Below are 19553 nucleotides of genomic sequence, written 5' to 3'. Positions count from 1 at the left end.
CGACCGTGTCCGTTCATGTGCCACGGTACGGCCCACCGCAGGGGACGGTACAGGATCAAGCCGGGTCCAACGGCTCCGCAGGTCGAGGCCTCCTGGCGTCCTTCTGTCAGCGCGCGGCCGTACGTCCGCCACCTGCCACCACGGCGTCGCACGACGTCACGCCGTCCACGGACCGGGGCGGCAGGGCCTCGGCTGTGAGGCTTCCTTGAACGGGTCGCGGTACTCGGCGCGGGCAACCCCTATGGCCATCACGGACGCCACCTTGTTGTGCTTGACGTCCGTCTTCCCTTCTCAGCGAAGTCGGCGCAGATGCGGATCATGTGACGTGCGCGGCAGCAGACGTACGCGCACGTCGAGCACGCTGACCCCGCCCGGGCTCGCGAGGACGGGGTTGAAGTCGGCCTCGGCGAGCTGCGGAAGGTCGGCCGCCATACGGGACAGACGCAGCAGCAGCTGTTCGAGCGCCGCGAGATCGACCGGTCCACTGCCGCGCGCCCCGAACAGGAGCGGAGCACAGCGCGGTGAGGTGATCAGGTCGTGCACGTCGTGGTCGGTGAGCGGGGCGAGCCTGGCGGCGTGATCGCGCAGGATGTCGGTCGCGGTGCCGCCGAGCCCGAACAGGACGAGCGGGCCGAAGACCTCGTCCTGGACGACTCCGGCGAGCAGCTCGGTGCCGCGGGATGCGAGCGGCTGGACGACCACTCCGGTCAGCAGCCCGTCGAAGCGGGTCTCGAAGTCCCGGAAGGCGGCACGGACCTGGGCGTCGCCCTGGAGGTCGAGATGGACGGCGTGCTGCTCGCTCTTGTGGAGCAGCCCCGGCCAGTGGGCCTTCATCACGACCCGGCCGTCGGGGCCACGCAGCCGCTCGGCGGCGAGGACGGCCTCGTCCTCGGTCTCGGCCCAGGCCCACGGGAGTTGGGGGATGCCATAGCAGGCGAGGAGCGCGGCACAGGTACGCGGGTCGAGCCAGCCGCCGTCCGGGTGCGCGGTCAGATAGGTATCGGTGACCTCGCGGGCGCGGTCCGTGTCGACCTCGTCGAGCTGCGGGACGGTTCCGGCGGGACGGCTCAACCAGGCCGCGCGGTGGGCGGCGTGGGACAGCGCCCGTGCGGCGGCCTGGGGTTCGGCGTACGACGGGATGGTGCCGCCGCCCACGGCGGGCAGCAGCTTGACCGGCAGGTCCTGTTCCAGCCGTACCGTGATGACGGGCTTGGCCCCGTGCGCCGGGGCGTCTGTGAGGGCGCGGACGAGGTCGTCGCCGGTCGCCCGGGCCACCGCGGTGGGCACCAGGGCCAGCAGCACGGCATCGACGCCCGGGTGCCTGATGATGAGGTCCACGGAGTCCCTGAGCTGGTCTTCGGTGACGGCTGCGGTGGCGTCGACCGGATTGCCGGCGGACGCGCCGTCAGGGAGTACGGCGAGCAGGGCGTCGATCAGCTCGGGCGTGAGCGGCGGGAGCGCCAGTCCGGCCTCGGAGCAGGCGTCGGCGGTCAGGACGCCCGCGCCGCCGGCATTGGTGACGATCGCGACGCGAGTGCCCGCCGGCAGCGGCTGGGAGTGCATCAGCGCGGCCGTTTCGAGGAGTTCGCCGACCGACTGGGTGGCGGTGATGCCTGCCTGTGTGAACAGTGCCCGGCGGGTCATGGTGGGGGTGGCGGCGGCCGCGGTGTGCGAGGCGGCGGCGCGGCGACCCGCCTCGGTACGGCCGGCGTCCACGGTGAGCAGCGGCATACGGCGGGTCACGCGCCGGGCGGTGCGGGAGAACGCGCGCGGGTTGCCGAACGACTCCAGGTGCAGCAGCACGAGGTCGGTGCGGCCGTCGCTCTCCCACCACTGGAGCATGTCGTTGCCGCTGACGTCGTACTTGTCCCCGAGGGAGGCGAAGGAGGAGACGCCGATGCCCAGCCGGGACAGCCCGTCCAGCAGGGCGATACCGACGCCGCCGGACTGCACGGCGACGCCCGCCGTCCCGGCACGGGGGTGGTCGGCGGCGAAGGTGGCGTCGAGGCGCAGGGCGGGCTCGGTGTTGGAGATGCCGAGGCAGTTGGGGCCGACGAGCCGCATGCCGTAGGTGCGGCAGGACGACATCAGGGCCCGCGTCTGGGTGCCGTCGAGGCCGGCGGAGAGGACGAGGAGGGCCTTCGCGCCGGCCTTGCCGCACTCGTCGGCGGTGGCCGGGACCGCGGCGGCGGGCACGGCGACGACCACGAGGTCGGGGGTCCTGGGCAGGGCGGCGACCGACGGGTAGGAGGGCACGCCGAGGATCGAGGACGCGGCGGGGTTCACCGCGAGGAGCCGCCCGGTGTAGCCGCCCGCGTGCAGGTGGTGCAGGACGGCCCTGCCCACCGAACCCGCCTTTCGCCCCGCGCCCACGACAGCAATCGCCTCCGGCCGCAGCAGGGATTCCAGGCTGGTCACATTGGCGGCCCGGCCACGGGCCTCGACGGCGGACAGGTAGGTGTCGTCCTCACCGAGCTCGATCGTGCAGCGCACCTCCGGGCCGTCGAAGCGGCGGGAGGTGCGCAGTCCGAGGTCCGCGAAGAGCTGGAGCACCTCGCGGTTCTCACTGAGGGCGTCCGCTGTGAAGGTGGTGATGCCCTCCGCCCGGGCGGCCGAGACCAGGTGCTCGACGAGGAGGGTGCCGACGCCGCGGTGGTGCAGTCCGTCGGCGACGGCGATGGAGATCTCGGCCTCCTCCTTGCCGCCTCCGGTGTCGTACTCGGCCAGGCCGATCACCTGGCCCTGCTTCTCGGCCAACAGCGCCCGATACCCGGGGCGGACCGACGCGCAGGCCCTGTCGGCGGCCAGCGCGGCCGAGCGCCGGCTCGCCGCGAAGAACCTCAGCCTCAGATTCTCCGGCGACATCTCCTCGTAGAGCCCCTGCACCTGCTCGTGATCGCCCGCTGCCACCGGGCGGATGCACACCGTGGTGCCGTCTGCGAGCAGGGCATGGACCAGGGGCTCACTGTGTGCGTCGTCCGTCATCGCGGATCTCCTCCAGGCGTTGTGGCCCTTCGAGCATCCAGCGGTTCGTACGGCCACCCCATGGGCTGTCCGGGGCGGCCCGGAGGGCCGATAGGCCCCAAAGGCGCGGCCCCGCGCGTGGGTTCGGGGTGCGTGGCCGGCAGTCATCAGCCTGGCCACGGTGGTGACCGGCGGCGAAGCGGTCTTGTCGCACTGGAGAGCCGCGTCAGGGTGAACGACGTCGGCCATCGGCTTGGTGAGGATGCCGCCCGAGGCGCTGACGAGCATGCCGGCGACGATCAGCGCGGTCTCGTCGAGCACGAAGCCGGCCATCGCGGCCTGGACGACCGCGCCCGCGTCGGCGACGGCGTACTCGGCGTAGCAACCGTCCGCCGAGTAGCCGGAGTTGACCTGGCTCTGGCAGAGGGTCTCCCAGCCGGAGACACAGTAGCGGCACCCCTGACCTGCGCCGGGGTCACCACGTACAAGGCCATCAAGGTCGCGAACGTGGTCCCGGCCGAACGGGTCGCCGTCTTCGAGGGAAGAACCGACGGTGGGAGTGCCGTCCCGGTCGGGGGACGGGAGGCCCCCTCGCAGTCGCCCGAAGCCGACGCCCGCACCTGATTCCATGCTCAGTCGGCGGGAACGTATCCAGGAGGGCCAACCGGTCGAGGGTGAGGGCGCGTTGGGGTCCTGCGCCTCGTGCTCCTCTGTGTGCCGTTGCCTCTCTTGGGGCCGAACGGCCTCCGGTGCGACGGCCCATTGGCCTCTGTGCCCACGGTTCGCGGATCCGTCACCGTACCGCTCATGGACTTCTTGCCCGTTGCGCACGGAGGGATGCACGCATGCTGAAACGGTGCCGCGAGGTGTTGCTGTGGCGCTGGCGGCGCAACCCGCTCAAGCGCCGCTCGGACGTCGCCGAAGCCTGGGTCGGCCTGGCTGCGGTGGCGGCGGTGCTGTTCGCCGCGCCGACGGCGGGTGTGACCGCGGCTGCCGTCGCCGAGCGTTCCGCGCTCACGCAGTCCCAAGGACTGCGTCGCGTCACCGCGAAACTCGTCGAGGCCGCCCCCGCGGCGACCGTGGCGCGGTTCCCGGGCGCGGCGGACGACGAACACGTCCGTGCGACCGTGCGGTGGACGACGGATGGCTCTTCCAGGACCGGGACGGCCCTGGTGGCAGCGGACCGCAAGGCCGGCTCGCGGACGACGGTGTGGCTCGACGCGTCCGACCGTGTTCGCCCCGCGCCACCCACCCCCGCCCAAGCCAGGGCACAAGGAGTGGTGACCGGTACGTCCGCCGCCATGGGTGCGGCTCTCCTGATATGGGGGCTCCGGTGGGCCGCCCGGGTACGGCTGGACCGGCTCCGGTGGGCGCGGTGGGAACGGGACTGGGCCGCGTTCGACGCGCACCGGGGCCACCGGGGTCACCGGCACGCATGACGGCCCGTCTCTGCTGCGAGCTCCTCGCCGTGGATGGCCGTGGGCAGCCAGGAACGCATCGGCCCTTCCGCCCGGGTGCCCCGTCCAAGCCGTCCGGGTGAAACCGCGATCGTCCGTCGGCCAGTGGAGCGGAAGCTCCATCGTGACCTGCTTGTCTGGGCCACCTGACCGATCCGATGGACCGCCCGGCCGGAAAGACCCACCCTTATGCGCTACGCCGTTCTCGGTACCGGCATCGTCGGCCGGACCATCGCAGCCAAGCTCGCCTCCCTGGGCCACGAGGTCGTCATCGGCACCCGCGATCCCGCGGCGACCCTCGCCCGTACCGAACCGAACGCCATGGGCACTCCGCCCTTCACCACCTGGAGCGCGGCTCACCCGACCGTGGGGCTGCGGTCCTTCGCCGAATCCGCCACCTTCGGCGAGAGGGTCGTCAACGCCACCGCGGGCACCGTCACGCTCGAAGCCCTGAACGCCGCAGGCAGCGTGAACCTGGCGGGAAAGATCCTCATCGACGTCGCCAACCCGCTCGACTCCTCCCGGGGGATGCCGCCCCTGCTGAATCCGGTCAACGCCGACAGCCTCGGCGAACAGGTCCAGCGCGCCTTCCCCGACGCCCGCGTCGTGAAGACCCTCAACACCATGAACTGCCGCCTCATGGTCGAGCCCGACCGTGTCTCCGGAGCCCACAACGTCTTCGTCTCCGGCGAGGACACCGGCGCCAAGAAGCAGGTCACCGAGATGCTGGTCTCGTTCGGGTGGCCGGAGAGCAGCGTCATCGACCTCGGCGGCATCGAGACCGCCCGAGGCGCCGAGATGCTGCTGCCGATCTGGCTGCGCCTCTACAGCACCCTCGGCCACACCGACTTCAACTTCCACATCCAGGGCGCCGGGTAGCAGCCGCGACGCAGGTTTCCGTGCCCGTCCCGCTCGGCTCGGCCCTTCCGGCAGAGCGTCCTGTTCCGGTTCCCTGGTCTGCTCGCCCTCAGGCGCGTCCAAGAGGGCGGACGCGGGCCGGTCCGGCCAGCCGTTCGTGCTCGGCCGGGTCGGTCACGAGCGTGACGGTGCCGGTCACCACGACACTCCAACCCCGCCGAGGCGCACAGCAACACGGGCACCATCGGTGTGCAGTGAGAAGTTGACCGGCAGAACCACGGGCAAGGCCCGGCTCGTGTGGACGAAACGACCGACGGGCGCCTTCCCCCGCAGGCGGAAGCACTCCTGCCGCTCCGGTTCACGGTAACCGTCGTTCGGATACATCATCCGGTCCGTCTTTCGCCCCGGCAGCAAGCCCTTCAGTGGGAGCTCCGTCCTTGGCGGGACGAGGACGAACCGTGAGGACCCATCGGCCCCGACCGTGCCGGAGAACCGCCTTCGTCGGGCATCCCCGCTCCGCCGGACGTCAGCCGACGGTCAGATCGGGGCGGACGAGCGTGCCCGACCTGCCATGGACGATCTCGTACGCCGCATCGAGTTCACCGATCGCCGCCAGGCCACCCGTGTGTTCGACGAACCGGGCCGCGGCCTCCGTCTTGGGACCCATGGAACCGTCGGGAAACCTGCCACGGCGCAGGGCGTCGGGTGTGGCGTCGAGGAGGGGCTGCTGGTCCGGGGTGCCGTAGTCGGAGTAGACGTTCGGCACGTCCGTGAGGATGAGCAGGAAGTCCGCCTTGAGGTCCTCGGCGAGCAGGGCCGCGGTGAGGTCCTTGTCGATCACCGCGTCAACTCCGTACAGCGCGCCAGTGACGCGGTCGGCGGTGACGGGGATGCCTCCACCGCCGGCGCAGACGACCAGCGCTCCGCAAGCGAGCAGGTCATGGATGGTGTCGGTCTCCACGATCTCCTGCGGTGCCGGGGAGGGAACGACCCGGCGCCAGCCGGTGGTGTCCTGGGCGATGTGCCAGCCGCGCTGCCGGGCGAGTGACCGGGCGGTGTCCCGGGAGTACACCTGCCCGACGAACTTGGTGGGTCGGGCGAAGGCCGGGTCGTCGGCCCGCACGAGAGTGTGGGTCACCAGTGCGGCGATCTTGCGGCCGGGCAGGGCGTTGTACATGCTGCGGGCCAGCAGCGAGCCGATCATGCCCTCGGTCTGGGCGCCGAGCAGGTCCAGCGGATAGGGGGCACTCAGCGCGGGATCAGATGCGCTCTCCATGGCGAGGAGGCCGATCTGCGGACCGTTGCCGTGGGTGAGGACGACCTCGTGCTCGTGCGCGAGTGCGGCGACAGCCGTGGCGACCCGGTCGATGTTCGCCTGTTGCACGGCCGCGTCAGGGCGTTCGCCCCGGTGCAGCAGGGCGTTGCCGCCGAGGGCGATGACGATGCGCATGGTTCAGTCCTCCAGAGTGACGACGAGCACGGCGTTGATGGTGTGCAACTGGTTCTCCGCCCGGTCGAAGACGATGGAGGCGGATGAGGAGCAGACCTCGTCGGTGACTTCCAGGGCCTCAGGGACGGGCGTCCCCGAGGTGGTGCGGCCGCGTATGCGGGCCGTGTCGGCGACGGCCTCCTTGGGGCTCTCATGTGAGTGCCGCCCGGCCCTGGGCGGGTGGTCGCGGCGCCCTGGTCGGCGGCAGCGACCCCGAAGGCGCAGCGGGTGCGGGTGGAGGTCTTCTCGAAGATCGGCGCGAGGTGTCTGCCGGTCAGGCGTGGTCGCTGCGTGCCGCCGCGCCGGGCGGCCTTGAGGTCGGCGGCGAGGTCGAAAAGGTGGTGGGTCTCAGCGGCAGTGAAGTCGGGTTCGCTCAGGTGGGAACGGCCTCGCAGGTCCATGGCCATGGTGGTTCTACGTTCGGTCAGGCAACAGCGTCGCGTTCGACCGGGCAGCTCATGCAGCGCGGTCCGCCGCGGCCACGGCCCAGTTCGGCGCCGGCGATGGTGATGATCTCGATGCCCTGCTTGCGTAAGTAGGTGTTGGTGGTCACGTTGCGCTCGTAGCCGACGACCACGCCCGGGGCGACAGCGAGGAAGTTGCTGCCGTCGTCCCACTGCTCACGTTCGGCGCCCCGGATGTCCTGCGGCGCGGAAAGCATCCGGACCTTGTCCAGGTCGAGGGCCCCGGCCAGAGCGGAGGCCAGATCCGATTCGGGGATCACGTCGAAGCCGGCCTCACGGACGGTGCTGGGGGTGAGGGTCCAGGAGCGCAGGGAGTCCGCGAGGCCCGGATAGATGGTGAAGGCGTCGCGGTCGACCATGGTGAGCACGGTGTCCAGGTGCATGTAGGCGCGTGTGGCGGGGAGTTGGACCGCGAGCAGCCGGTTCGCCGTGCCGGTCCCGAAGAGCCGGGCGGCCAGGTTCTCCACGGCCTGCGCAGTGGTCCGCTCCCCCATGCCGACCATGACGGCACCGTTTCCGAGGACGTGGACGTCACCACCCTCGAGGGTGCCCACCGCGCCGTCGAGGATCGGCGCGGGCGCGCCGGCGAACCTCGGGTGGAAGCGGTAGACGACCTCGGCATGCAGGCTCTCGCGCCGCCGGGCCGCCTTGGCCATCGGGTTGACCGACACCTGGTCGTACACCCAGCAGGAATTGTCGCGGGCGAAGAGGTGGTTGGGCAGCGGCGTGAGAGCGAAGTCCTCGGTGTCCAGGGCGCTCCAGACCAGGCTGTGCGGGGTGGTGAGGGGCAGGTCACTCTTGAGCAGGCCACCGATCAGGGAGCCGGCGAGGGTCTCCCCGTCCAGTTCGGCGCACAGCTCACGCACCGGGTCCACCAGGGAGGGGCCAACGCTCGCGGGTGTGACGACGCGGTCCAGGAGCCAGTCGCGGGCCTCCGGCACGTCGAGTGTCCCGGCCAGCAGGTCGGCGAAGTAGTGCACGCGGACGCCGTGGTCGCGCAGGACCTGCGCGAAGGCGTCGTGCTCCTCGCGGGCACGCTTGGCCCACAGGATGTCGTCGAAGAGCAGGGCGTCGACGTTGCGCGGGGTCAGCCGGGACAGTTCGAGACCGGGGCGGTGGAGAATCACTTGGCGGAGCCGGCCGACCTCGGAGTCGACGTGGAAGGTGTTCATGGCGAGCTTCCTCGGGCCGTACGGACGTGGTCAGTCGTGGTGCTGTGGTGTGTACTTCGGGGAGCCGCCAGTGCGGTACCTCCGCCTCCCCCGAGAGCTCCCCTTGGCCGTTGTGGGTGTCTCGGGCGCCCGTGCCTGAGGGACCGTGGCCCCGGGCTGGGCAGGCACCGTCTCGCCGTACTCACCACGGTCGCGCTTCAGCCAGACGTAGACCGGCAGGCCGAGCAGCAGCACGAACAGCCCGTAGTAGACGGTCTGGTAGCCGCTGCCCTGGATCGACCAGTACGAGAAGGCCATCGCGAGCGCGGCGACGGTGACGTCCCGGGCCAGCTGCCTCGGCTTCAGGCTTTCCCGTCCACGTACCAGCAGCCAGTACAGCTGGGCGGCGGCGGAGAACAGGTACGGGATCACTGCGGTGAGCACGCTCAACAGGACGATCTTGGTGAAGACGTCCTCGAAGCGCGTGTAGCTGAACACGGTGATCAGCGAGGCGAGCAGGGTCGAGGCGACGATGCCGAAGACCGGGACGCCGCTCTCTCCGCGCAGCTTGGCGAAGGTCTGGGGGAAGAGTCCGTCCCGGGCGGCGGCGTACGGCATCTCCGCGCACAGCATGGTCCAGCCGTTGAGGGCGCCGATACCGGAGACGATGGCGGCCACGGCGACCGCGTCGCCCGCCCAGCTGCCGCCGAAGATGTTGTTCGCGGCGTCGGTGAACGGCGCGGTGGAGGCGCCGAGGTCGCCGTGCGAGACGGTACCGAAGACGGCGAGGATGCCCAGGATGTAGATGACGGCGCAGACGAGTGTGCCGTACACGGTGGCCCGTGGCACGTTCCGCCCCGGCTCGCGCACGCGGCCCGCGATCACGGAAGCGGCCTCCAGCCCGAGATAGCTGAACAGGGCGATAGCCGCGGCGGCGGAGATCGCGCCCAACGCCGACCGGCCACTGGCGTTGAAGGCGCCGAAGTTGTCCGGGTCGATGAACAACAGCCCGATCGTGGCCATGAACACCAGCGGCACGAACTTCAGCACGGTGGTGATCACTTGGAACGCGCCGGTGTTGCGCACACCGGTGAGGTTGATCGCAGCGGGGATCCACAGGCCGATCAGGGCAATGAGCACCGAGAACCCGGTCCTGTGCGCGGTGTTGACGAACACCTCGACATAGCCGACCCAGGCCACCACGATCGCGGCGTTCCCCGCCCACGCGGTGATCCAGTACGACCAGGCGTTGAGGAACCCGGCGAACTCCCCGAAGGCCTCACGGGCGTAGACGTACGGCCCGCCGCTCGCCGGGAGCCGCTTCGACAGTGCCCCGAACGTCACGGCCAGCGCGAGCGCGCCGAGCGTGACGACGACGAACGCCACGAGCGAGATGGGCCCGTACGGGGCGAGGGCCGACGGCAGGGCGAAGACCCCGGTTCCGATGATGCTGCCGATCACGAGCGCGGAGGCCGCGGGAAGGCCAAGTGCCGCCTTCGGGGCGACTGGTGCGCCGTCGTCGACGGCGGCTTCGGCTCCTCTGGGGGGCGCGGACATGACTGTGCTCCTTGGGTTGATCGGAGAGGGAGTCGATCCACGATTGATCCTTCTGCTCCGTGGCGACCAGGGTGAGTGGCCACAAGTCCCCCTGTCGGCCCGTTGGTCCCGAGTGCCGGAGGCTCACTCGCCTCCGGAGTCGCATCGATGCGTGGCTTCAGTCGTGCGGGACGTCGTCGACCGGGCAGCCGACGTGGTGCAGCACCGCGCGCGTGACGGGACCGATGTGACTGCCCGGACGGCCGTCCCGCGTCCGGCGGCCCCCGACGCCGAGGGAGGCCCTGGTCGACGCGCGCACCAGCTCGGCGGTGACCCGGCCTTCGGCCACGCTCTCGACGACAGGGTCGCCAAAGGGCTTCACCGGGTCTAGGAGGCGGGCAGGGCGGTGGCCAGCAGGACGACGCCGAGTGAGCCGACGAGGGAGACCACCGCCAGGGAGCGTGCCAAGTCGGTGCGCCCCTTGGAGTGTGCGATGCCGTGTCCGGCCGCGGCCAGCATCACGAGGACGAACAGGGCGAGTTTGGTCGCGAGGGTGCGGCCGTAGCCGGGTTCGGCCAGTGACGCCCAGGTGACGCCCTTGTGCCAGGCCATCGCCCAGCCGGTGCCCAGTTGCACCGGCAGGAACACCGCCCCGGTCAGCATGCCGAAGCGACGCCCTGCCTCGGCGGTGAATCGGTCCTTGGCCTCGGGCGCGAGCATACGGCGGGCCAGCGGAAGGATCACCAGCGACAGGGCCAGTTGCCCGCCGACCCACAGGGCGGCGCCGGCCACGTGCGCGAACCGCACCAGGGACCACGGGCCGACGGTGTCCACTACTCGCTCACCTCGACGACGCCGTGCGCACCGGATTCGGCGTGCCGCATGTCGTGGTCGACGAAGGAGTAGTGGCCGGCCTCGGGGAAGGTGGTCTCGACGAAACCTCCCTGCGCGGGCGCCAGATCGAGGACCTGCGCCCCTCCGGGCTGATCGGGTTTCAGCAGGTACGCGCCCTCCTTGTACACGGTGTCGAAGACGGTGCCGACGATGTGGAAGGCGATGCCGTCGCTCGGTCCGGCGGCGACCGCCCAGAAGCGGGCCCGGTCGCCTGCCTTCACGGTCAGCGGCTTTTTGGCGTACTGGGAGGCGATGCCGTTGAAGGCCCAGGCGTCGGGGGTGTTCGCTCGCATCTTGGTCACCTGTGCGGTGCTGCCGGGGGTGCCCAGGTAGAGCTCGGAGGAGACCAGCACGTACTCGTGGTCCACTTTCTTCAGGCCGGGCGGGTCGATGATGACGGCTCCGTACATGCCGTTGCCCATGTGCTGGAGCATCGGTGCGGTGCTGCAGTGGTACAGCCAGGCACCGGCCTTCTCCGCGCGGAAGCGGTAGACCAGGCGTTCACCGGGGTCGAGTGTGCGCATGGGCCGGTCGGGTGCCAGGGCGCCGGCGTGGAAGTCGATGCCGTGGCCCATTCCGACGTCGTCGTTGACGAGGGTGATCTCGAAGACGTCGCCCACCTGTCCCCGCAGGGTGGGTCCGGGGGCGGTGCCGCCGAAGGTCCACATCTGCTGCTTCACGCCGGGTGCGACCTCGACGGTGGTGTGGGCGGCGTGCAGCTCGATCTCGCGCACCTTTCCGCCGGCCGCCGGGGCCAGTTCGGCACTGCGGGGTTCCCAACCACGGGAGAAGTCGGCGGACAGGTCCAGGCCGCCGCTACCGCTACCGCTGCCCGCCCGGGAGGTGTGTCCGTGGTGCCCGTCGGTGCTCTCGCCCGCGCTGTCCTTCACGACGATGTCCAGGGTCATCCCGGCGGCGCGGTGCCCGGGCAGGGTGCACCACGCCTCGCGGTCCTCGGTGACGGAACCGAGGTCGAGGATGCGGCTGTCGCCCCGGGCGAGCAGCGGGGTGGCCGGGCCGTCCTCCACCTTGAGGTCGTGGCGCTGGGCGTCCTTGTTGGTGACCTTCAGCCGCAGGGCGGTGCCCTCGGCGACCTCGATACGGGCAGGACGTACCCGCATGTTCGCGAGGGTGATGTCGACGGTGCGCGTGGCGGCCGCGCCACCGGTGCCCGCGCCTGAGGCGACCGCCGGGCCGCTGGTGTCCCCACCGCTGTTCGCCACGAGCACGGCCAGCACGGTCAGTACGGCTCCGGCGGCGGTGCCCAGCAGGACCGGTCGTCGAGAGGAGCCTCCCTCTGCCGATCCGCGGACGACTCGGGCCAGGACGGAGACGGCCAACGCGAGGAACGCCGCGCCGGCCACCGCGGCGAGCACCATGCCCGCCGTGCCGGCGGGGTCGGGCAGGGGAACCGCCAGCAGCGCGACGCCGGTGTTGAGGGTCACCAGCCGCGTCGACCAGCCCCGTTCCAGTATCGCCCGCAGCGCCGCCCGGTCCTTCGGGCCGGTGCCGAGCACGATCGGCAGCAGATAGGTCAGGGCGCCGATCAGCACCTGGGCGACGAACCCGACGAGCAGCACCGGGACCAGCGAGCCGACACCGTCCTGGGCCTCGGCGAGCGGCCAGCTGACCAGCATCGCCGCATCCGCGACGACGCCCACGAGCAGCCATCCCGTCGCGGCACCCAGCATCCAGGCGGCCGCGGCCGAGATCGGGTCGCGCCGGCGCAGCGTACGGGCGAACAGGTTCACCGCGTCGCCCACCCCGGCGACGTACCCCACGACACCGGTCACGGCGACCCAGCGCCATCCGGCGGCCAGTGCGGCCACCGCGATCAGTAGTCCGCCCCCGGTCAGGGCCAGCACCCACCGCGCGACCTTCGTGGTGCGCTCGGCCATGCGTACGCCCAGCACGGTGGGCCACAGCATGAACAGGGTGCCCAGCACGGGCAGTCCGATCCAGCCGAGCAGGGTGACGTGGACGTGTGCCAGGCGCAGTCCGACATACACCTGCGGGCCTGCGCGGCCGGTGGCCAGCAGCCAGCCCAGGACCGAACCGAGGATCAGCGCGGTGGCCGCCGCCCGGTAGAAGCCGACGATCGGGGCCAGCCGTCCGCCCAGCGCGCCCCGGCTCATGCGCACCAGCACCACCAGGTGGGCGGTGACCGCGGCGACCAGCAGGGCGCAGGCCGTCCCGGTCAGGACCGGAACATCCGCCCACACGCCGACCAGAACGCCGGCCACAGCAAGGTTCACCGCCGCGAGCCGGGCATCGCTCCACCGTTCGTCGGGGGGCTTGGCGTGCAGCAGGGCGATGGCGAAGTGCTCGCTCCAGACCACGACGGCGGTGGTGGCGGCGCCGAGCAGGAACAGGTGGATCGCCAGCCAGCGTGCAACAGGCAGCGTGTCCTGGGCGGTGGCCGCCAACAGGGCCAGGGCCAGCCATCCCACGACCACGACGTGGGCGAGCAGATGACGGGCCTTCAGGCCGGACTGCTTGAACCTGCTGGGATACCGGCTCCCGGTGGCTTGGGGTGGGTCGTGCTTGCCGGTCACGTTGCTCCTTGAGATGACGCACTGCGATCGAAGGGACGTCGGCCGGCGCGTGACCGGTCCGCGCCGGCACCTCCGGCCATCAGCGCCGCCAGCTCCCGCTGGTGGGGGAAGGACCCGGGGCGGTAGCCGCACCAGGGTTCCTCGGCGTACGGATCGCCGGTGACGCCGTACGCGCGGGACCGCGAGCCGCCGCAGACCCGGCGGAACTCACACGCCCCGCACCGGCCACCCAGCCGGTCGGCGTCCCGCAGGCCGGTGAAGAGATCGGAGGCGCGGTAGATCTCGGTCAGGGGCGTCTGGCGTACGTTGCCGGCGCCCAGGGGCAGGAACCCGCTGGGGTGCACCGTGCCTGTGTGGGACACGAAGACGAAGCCGCGGCCCGCGTTGACGTCCAGCGGGGGTCGGCGGACCCGTCGGCCCCCGGCGTCCAGACCCAGTTCGGCGGCCCGCCCGCGCAACTCCTCGTAGAGCGGCCCCAGTCCGAGCACCGTCACGTGGTCGTCCCCGGTGGTCGCCAGCACCTTCCGCTGGAGCGCGACCCGTCGGAAGTGGTGGGCCTCGGTGGTCTTGGCGGGCACGGTCAGGCCCACGTCGTACACGAAGTTCAGTACGTCCTCGGTCTCGGCGGGGGTGAGTACGCCGAGTTGGCGGCCGCGCCCGGTGGGCACCAGGAAGAAGGCGCTCCACAGCATGGCCCCGTGGTCGCGGACGAGACGGACGATGTCGGGCAGGTCGTGCAGATTGTGCCGGGCGACCGTGGTGTTGATCTGCACCTTCGCGCCCATGGCGCGGGCGGCGTCCCACGCGTCCAGCGTCCATCGGTACACGCCAGGCACTCCGCGGAAGCCGTCGTGCAGCTCGGCGGTGGACCCGTCCAGGCTGAGCGAGAGACCCACCGCACCGGCGTCGTGCACCTCCCGCAGCCGCTCCGGAGTGAGCGTGGGGGTGCCGGAGGGCGATACGGCGACCCGGACCCCCGCCTCCTTCCCATAGGCGATCAGCTCGGTCAGGTCGGGGCGCTGGAACGGGTCACCGCCGGTGATCACGAAGATCGGGGCGGGCTGTCCGAACGCGGCGACCTGGTGCAGCAGGTCCTTGGCCGCGGCGGTGTCGAGCTCCCGCGGGTCCCGGCCGGGCACGGCCTCGGCGCGACAGTGCAGGCAGGCCAGCGGGCAGGCCCGGGTGGACTCCCAGATCACGATGAACGGCCGGTCTCCGACGTCGTGGTGCTGCCGTCGGATCACCCGGTCGCCGCTCACCGGGTCCTCCGCGCCGGGCTCGTACGCGTCGTACGGATCGTGCGTCCGGCCGCCCTTGAGTCAGGGCAGACGTGGCGGGCGGCCGGACGGTGACCGGTCCGGTCCGTGTACGGCACCCGTGACGGGGGACGGCGGTGGAGACGGCCGCACGGGTGCTCGTTGCAGTGGTACACGGGACTACCTCCGGATCGGTCCCCGTCAGCATCGGGCACCGGACGTGCTCCGCACCGCAGCCGATGAGCCTCGGTGGGAGGGCCGAAAGTCCCTCCTTCTCGGTAGCGGTACAGGTCGTAGGGGCCGGTCAGTGAGGACGGCAGGGTGGGTCAGGTGCGGTTCGCGGGATCCGCTGCCAGGGTGCTCGCGGTGGCCACCAGGGCCGCTCCCGCACCGGTCAGCAGTGCGCCCAGGCCGGTGACGAGGGTGGTGATGTGCCATGCCTGGTAGGCGGACAGCAGGGAGGCGCGCAGGGTTTCCCCCATGAAGGCGGTCTGGCGGAGCTGAGCGAGTTTCTCGTCGTCGCCACCGGTGGCGTGCAGTTCCTCGGTGATCTCGGCGTAGGTGCGGCCTGCGGTGGCCTGGGCGACGTGGTCCTTGATGAGTTCGGCGTACGCGTGGGCCTGCGGGCCCGTTTCCACGGGCTCGTCGACGAAGCGGGCCAGATGGGCGGGCAGTCCGTGGCCGGGAAACCTGATCTTCTGGGCGGCCAGTTCGGCCCGTATCTCCTTGCGGCCGCTGAGGCCGCGCAGCAGCATGACCGGCCCGGCGGCCCCCAGGGCGAGGCCGACCACGCGGACGAGGGCGCCTGTCCGGCGGTGCGCGATGTTCATGACGTGTCTTCTTTCGTGCTCGTGTGCGTGCGGAACGGCCAGGCCGTGTCAGCACCTGACCGGGACGGAACCGTCAGCGGTGGCTGAGGCGGAGCCGCCAGGACTCGGGGCCGCGTTCCAGGTACTCCACGGAGAAGGCTCCGGGGTTCCTGTCTTCGATCTGCGCCAGCAGTGGCAGCGGGTCGTGTGGCGCGACCAGCACCATGGCGCTGCCCGCGGGGACGGCGTCGAGCGCGCCGAAGACCGTGGCGTGGCGCAGGGAGTGCGGGACGCCACGGACGTCCAGTTCGGGAACGGGTGCCTCGTCCGCGCCGTCGCAGCCGCAGACTCCGCCGCATCCGCCGGTCTTCTCGTCGTTCGCGCTCTCGTCCTTCTTGCTCGTGTTCGTGGTGTTCGTCGAGGGGCGGATGCTGTCGGCCGACGGGTCCTGCCCGATCCGGGCATGGAGGTCCGCGAGCAGCGTGGCCAAGGAGACTCCGGGAGCCATGGCGAGCAGGGGCAGGACGAGGCTGTCGTCCTTGGCCGTGTGCTCCTCGAAGAGGACTTGCAGGGCCCTGGCGTCGGCCACCGCGTCCGCCGGTGTGGCGGCGCCGCGCAGGGCCTCGACCAACGCGGTGAGGCAGCGGTGTTCTGCGACCAGGCTCACGATGAGCAGGCGGGCGTCGGGCAGGGCTCGCGCAACCGGGTAGAGGGTGACCTCCTCGGCGGCGGCGTGCGGCAGCAGTTCGCGGTCGCAGAAGGCGACCAGGCCGACGCGCGAATTCTCGGCGGCGCTCGGATCGCCGGCCGCGGCGGTGGTCAGCAGGGCCACACGGCCGGCCAGCTCCCCGGCCGTGCGGGCATGACGGGCCTCGGCGGCTTCGAGAGCTGTGGCGTCCTCAGGGACCGATGCGAGGGTGAGCGCGCTCATGGGCGGAGTCTCCAGCGGGTTCACGGCCGGCGCGTGGCCGACCGGTGCGGGTGGTGGGCGGTCGGTCCGCCACGTCGCCGGGCGCGCTGCGCAATCGGCATGGAGAAACCGGGCGTTCGGCTCCGGGACATGGCGGACCATGCATCCGGCCGGTGACAGACGGAGGAACCGGCCGGACGGCGACCGGACCGGGAGCCGTGCCCGCCTGGACCCGTTTGCCCGAGAAGACGTGGCCGTGGGGACGGACATCACGGTCGGTGTCGTCTCCCGGCCGGTCATGCCCCAGCATCACCGCGCCGCATACGCCGCCACCTGGGCCGGACGGTCCCGGGGGCAGGTCTGCCGGTCCTCGGTGGTCGGCAGCGAACAGGGCCGAACGGCCGCGCATGAGAGGGCACTTCGGCCCAGGTGCGCTCACGCGTACCGCGTACCGCGTACCGCCGGCCCAGCAGTCGATGCGTTCCGGCGCGCAGGGCGTGGTCGGCCGGGGAGCGATCGGCGTGCAGCGCATGGACCGGATGGTCGCTGCCGGTGCCCGCGAGGTGCTTCAGGATGCCGACCGTCGGGGTGCGGCCGATGCCCGCCGAGACCAGCAGCAGCGGCGTGTCGGCGCTGCGGTCAGCCCACCGGAAGGCGAGCGGCGACGTACTCGGTGAGGTCGAGGAGGCGGTTGGTGTAGCCCCACTCGTTGTCGTACCAGCCGAAGACCTTGACCAGGTCGCCGTGCGCCTGGGTCAACGGGGCGTCGAAGACGCAGGAGGCGGGGTCACCGACGATGTCCCGCGAGACGATCGGTGCCTCGGAAACCCGCAGGACGCCCTTCAGGGGCCCGTCGGCGGCCTCCCGGAACGCCGCGTTGACCTCCTCCGCGGTGACGGCCCGGTCGAGGACGACACTCAGGTCGGTCAGCGAACCGTCCTCCACGGGGACCCGTACGGCGATGCCGTCCAGGGTTCCGGACAGTTCCGGCAGGACGAGGCCGACGGCACGCGCGGCACCGGTGCTCGTGGGGATGATGTTCACGGCGGCGCTGCGGCCGCGGCGCAGGTCCTTGTGCGGGCCGTCGAGGACGACCTGGTCGTTGGTGTAGCCGTGGATGGTGGTCATCAGGCCCTTGTCGATACCGAAGGACTCGTCGAGGACCTTCACCATCGGCGCCACGCAGTTGGTGGTGCAGGAGGCGTTGGAGACCACGTGGTCCCGCTCCGGGTCGTACGTGCCCTCGTTGACGCCCATGACCACGGTGGCGTCGACGCCCTTGCCGGGCACGGACAGCAGCACCTTGCGCGCGCCGGCCTTCAGGTGCAGGCCGGCCTGTTCGCGGGTGCGGAAGCGGCCGGTGGACTCGATGACGACATCCACGCCAAGGCTGCCCCAGCTCAGGGCGGCCGGGTCGCGTTCGGCGGTGACGGCGATGCGGTGTCCGTCGACGGTCAGTGAGTCGTCGTCATGTTCGACGGTGCGGTGCAGGCGGCCGTACGTAGAGTCGTACGCCAGCAGGTGCGCCAGCGTGGCCGGTGAGGTGAGGTCGTTGACCGCCACGACCTCGACCGGCGTGCCGGTGCCACGCTCCGCGCGTTCCAGCACGCAGCGCAGGTAGTTGCGGCCGATGCGGCCGAAGCCGTTGATGCCGACGCGCACGCTCATGTCCGTCGTCCTCCCGATCGATACCCGGCGGTGTGCCGGGGTGGGTTCCCAGCCTGCGAGCGGCCACTCGGGAGGGGCAGGGGCCGGACGGGGCGGACCGCGGGACCTTCGGCCCGGAGCCGGGCTTCGCCGTTGCCCGGGGGCGGCTGCCGCGTCACGCGTCGCGTCAGCGGCCTTCCTGCCTCAGCCGGTCCCGGGCTTCGGTGGCGATCACGGCGGCCTGGATGCGCCGCTCCACGCCGAGCTTGGCGAGCAGACGGGAGATGTGGTTCTTCACCGTCTTCTCGGCCAGGTACAGGCGTTGACCGATCTGGCGGTTGGTCAGTCCCTCGCCGATCAGGGCCAGGATCTCCCGCTCCCGGCCGGTCAGGCCCGGCAGGGCGTCCGGCTCCTCCTCCTTCTGCTGTCCGGCGCGCAGCCTGGCCATCAGCTTGGTGGTGGCGCTCGGGTCCAGCAGCGACTGGCCCCGGGCCACCGTGCGCACGGCCGCCACCAGGTCGGAGCCCTGGATCTGCTTCAGTACGTAACCGGAGGCGCCCGCCATGATCGAGTCCAGCAGCGCCTCCTCGTCGTCGAACGAGGTCAGCATCAGGCAGGCCAGTTCCGGCATGCGCGAACGCAGCTCCCGGCACACCGTGACACCGTCGCCGTCCGGCAGGCGCACGTCGAGGACCGCGACCTGCGGGCGCAGAGCAGGGACGCGGACGAGGGCCTGCTCCGCCGTGGCGGCCTCGCCGACCACGGTGATGTCCGGTTCGTCGTTCAGCAGGTCGTGCACCCCGCGCCGTACCACCTCGTGGTCGTCCATCAGGAAGACCCGGATCGGGTTGTCGGGGCCGGGCTGCTCGCCGTCCGCCATCGAATGCTCCTGTTCTGCGTATGCCGCCTTCCACGCCGGTGTCCGCGTGGACGCGGTGGGCCGTCTCGTTGGGGATCCTTCCCGGTTCGGGGCCGATATGCCCAGGGCCGGTCGGCCCCTGCTTCCCCGAGTACGCGCTGCCCGCCGGTCGAAGCCGTCGAGGAACAGGGGCGTCGGCCGGCGGCGGGTGTTGGGGGCCCACGGTCCCGGTTCCGGGGCCGGGTGGCCCTGGGGCAGGGGCGGGAGCTCGCATCAGGCTGGAGCCGCGGAACGCGATCACAAGGAGTGGAACAGGTGACGACGTCGAGGACCTGGTGGAGATCGCGGAACCAGTCGGCGTGACAGCCGCGGTCACCCCGGTCACCAATCCGACCTCCACCACGATCTTCAAGGCGCTGATGGCGCTGAAGACCCGCAACCCGGTCGTCTTCGCCTTCCACCCCTCCGCCCAGCGGTGCAGCGCCGAGGCGGCCCGCGTCGTGCGCGACGCCGCCGTCGCCGCCGGTGCTCCCGAGCACCGCAGCGCATAGGCCGACCTCGGGGCGCGGTAGGGCCGTTCGGCCCTACCGCGCCCCTCACCGCCCGCATTCAAATGGTCTGATCCACCTCCACCCGTGCCCCGCGTCCACCGGGCTCCTCCCTGAGACCTCGGCAGGTCCCATGCCACCGATCTTCGAAGGGAC

The 19553-nt window shown here is 71.5% G+C and carries 15 protein-coding genes and 3 pseudogenes; 3 read left to right on the top strand and 15 right to left on the bottom strand.

Annotated features, from left to right (window positions below; genetic code table 11):
* Positions 1-291: 291 nt before the first annotated feature.
* On the bottom strand, positions 292-2985 hold the full coding sequence (locus AOK15_RS00445; RefSeq protein WP_055511481.1) for a bifunctional acetate--CoA ligase family protein/GNAT family N-acetyltransferase: 2694 nt from the start codon (positions 2983-2985) through the stop codon (positions 292-294).
* An 824-nt stretch (positions 2986-3809) separates the two neighbouring features.
* On the opposite strand from AOK15_RS00445, the gene AOK15_RS00440 reads away from it, so the two are divergent.
* The gene (locus AOK15_RS00440) at positions 3810-4403 is read left to right on the top strand and encodes an Rv1733c family protein (protein ID WP_055511448.1); all 594 of its coding nucleotides are present in this window, start codon (positions 3810-3812) and stop codon (positions 4401-4403) included.
* Positions 4404-4610: 207 nt separating this feature from the next.
* Complete coding sequence (locus AOK15_RS00435) at positions 4611-5300, top strand: NADPH-dependent F420 reductase (RefSeq protein ID WP_055511445.1); 690 nt, start codon at positions 4611-4613, stop codon at positions 5298-5300.
* 98 nt (positions 5301-5398) lie between these two features.
* Here the strand turns inward: AOK15_RS00435 and AOK15_RS46365 are convergent.
* From AOK15_RS46365 to AOK15_RS00385, 14 genes and pseudogenes are all read right to left on the bottom strand, one after another.
* Positions 5399-5663: pseudogene (locus tag AOK15_RS46365) on the bottom strand (pyridoxamine 5'-phosphate oxidase family protein); the annotation flags it as partial.
* A 142-nt stretch (positions 5664-5805) separates the two neighbouring features.
* Complete coding sequence (locus tag AOK15_RS00430; RefSeq protein WP_055511443.1) at positions 5806-6729, bottom strand: carbamate kinase; 924 nt, start codon at positions 6727-6729, stop codon at positions 5806-5808.
* Between the two features lie 3 nt (positions 6730-6732).
* Positions 6733-6885, bottom strand: coding sequence for a hypothetical protein (locus tag AOK15_RS46000; RefSeq protein WP_185093886.1), 153 nt, complete (start codon positions 6883-6885; stop codon positions 6733-6735).
* Positions 6862-7175: pseudogene (locus AOK15_RS48980) on the bottom strand (ornithine carbamoyltransferase); the annotation flags it as partial. The pseudogene AOK15_RS48980 and the gene AOK15_RS46000, both read right to left, overlap by 24 nt.
* Positions 7176-7192: 17 nt before the next feature.
* On the bottom strand, positions 7193-8404 hold the full coding sequence (locus tag AOK15_RS00425) for an arginine deiminase (protein ID WP_055511441.1): 1212 nt from the start codon (positions 8402-8404) through the stop codon (positions 7193-7195).
* A 30-nt stretch (positions 8405-8434) separates the two neighbouring features.
* A complete protein-coding gene (locus AOK15_RS00420) occupies positions 8435-9940 on the bottom strand; it encodes an APC family permease (RefSeq protein ID WP_079058221.1) in 1506 nt (501 codons plus the stop codon).
* A 157-nt stretch (positions 9941-10097) separates the two neighbouring features.
* The gene (locus AOK15_RS44770; protein WP_167738775.1) at positions 10098-10268 is read right to left on the bottom strand and encodes an adenine nucleotide alpha hydrolase family protein; all 171 of its coding nucleotides are present in this window, start codon (positions 10266-10268) and stop codon (positions 10098-10100) included.
* 38 nt (positions 10269-10306) lie between these two features.
* The gene (locus AOK15_RS00415) at positions 10307-10753 is read right to left on the bottom strand and encodes a hypothetical protein (protein WP_055511439.1); all 447 of its coding nucleotides are present in this window, start codon (positions 10751-10753) and stop codon (positions 10307-10309) included.
* On the bottom strand, positions 10753-13368 hold the full coding sequence (locus AOK15_RS00410; RefSeq protein WP_205632064.1) for a multicopper oxidase domain-containing protein: 2616 nt from the start codon (positions 13366-13368) through the stop codon (positions 10753-10755). Before AOK15_RS00410 ends, AOK15_RS00415 begins: the two co-directional genes overlap by 1 nt.
* Entirely contained in the window at positions 13365-14627 is a 1263-nt protein-coding gene (locus AOK15_RS00405; protein WP_055511437.1) for a TIGR04053 family radical SAM/SPASM domain-containing protein, read from the bottom strand. The genes AOK15_RS00410 and AOK15_RS00405 overlap by 4 nt, the downstream gene beginning before the upstream one ends.
* A 323-nt stretch (positions 14628-14950) precedes the next feature.
* Positions 14951-15454 carry a hypothetical protein gene (locus AOK15_RS00400; protein WP_055511435.1) on the bottom strand — a complete coding sequence of 168 codons (504 nt, stop codon included), beginning with the start codon at positions 15452-15454 and terminating at the stop codon, positions 14951-14953.
* A 73-nt stretch (positions 15455-15527) separates the two neighbouring features.
* Positions 15528-16364: a DUF2249 domain-containing protein gene (locus AOK15_RS00395; protein ID WP_055511433.1), complete on the bottom strand. Its 837-nt coding sequence runs from the start codon at positions 16362-16364 to the stop codon at positions 15528-15530.
* A gap of 618 nt (positions 16365-16982) precedes the next feature.
* Positions 16983-18011 (bottom strand): type I glyceraldehyde-3-phosphate dehydrogenase, encoded by a 1029-nt coding sequence (gap, locus tag AOK15_RS00390; protein ID WP_055511431.1) that lies wholly within the window; start codon positions 18009-18011, stop codon positions 16983-16985.
* Between the two features lie 166 nt (positions 18012-18177).
* Entirely contained in the window at positions 18178-18870 is a 693-nt protein-coding gene (locus AOK15_RS00385) for a response regulator (protein WP_055511429.1), read from the bottom strand.
* A 296-nt stretch (positions 18871-19166) separates the two neighbouring features.
* On the opposite strand from AOK15_RS00385, the pseudogene AOK15_RS00380 reads away from it, so the two are divergent.
* Positions 19167-19388, top strand: a pseudogene (locus AOK15_RS00380) (hypothetical protein); the annotation flags it as partial.
* Positions 19389-19553: the final 165 nt, after the last annotated feature.

Source organism: Streptomyces ossamyceticus (genome assembly GCF_001418475.1).
Lineage (GTDB): Bacteria > Actinomycetota > Actinomycetes > Streptomycetales > Streptomycetaceae > Streptomyces > Streptomyces ossamyceticus.
The sequence above is the reverse complement of the archived record's forward strand: the minus strand, read 5'-3'. Positions and strand labels throughout refer to the sequence as shown.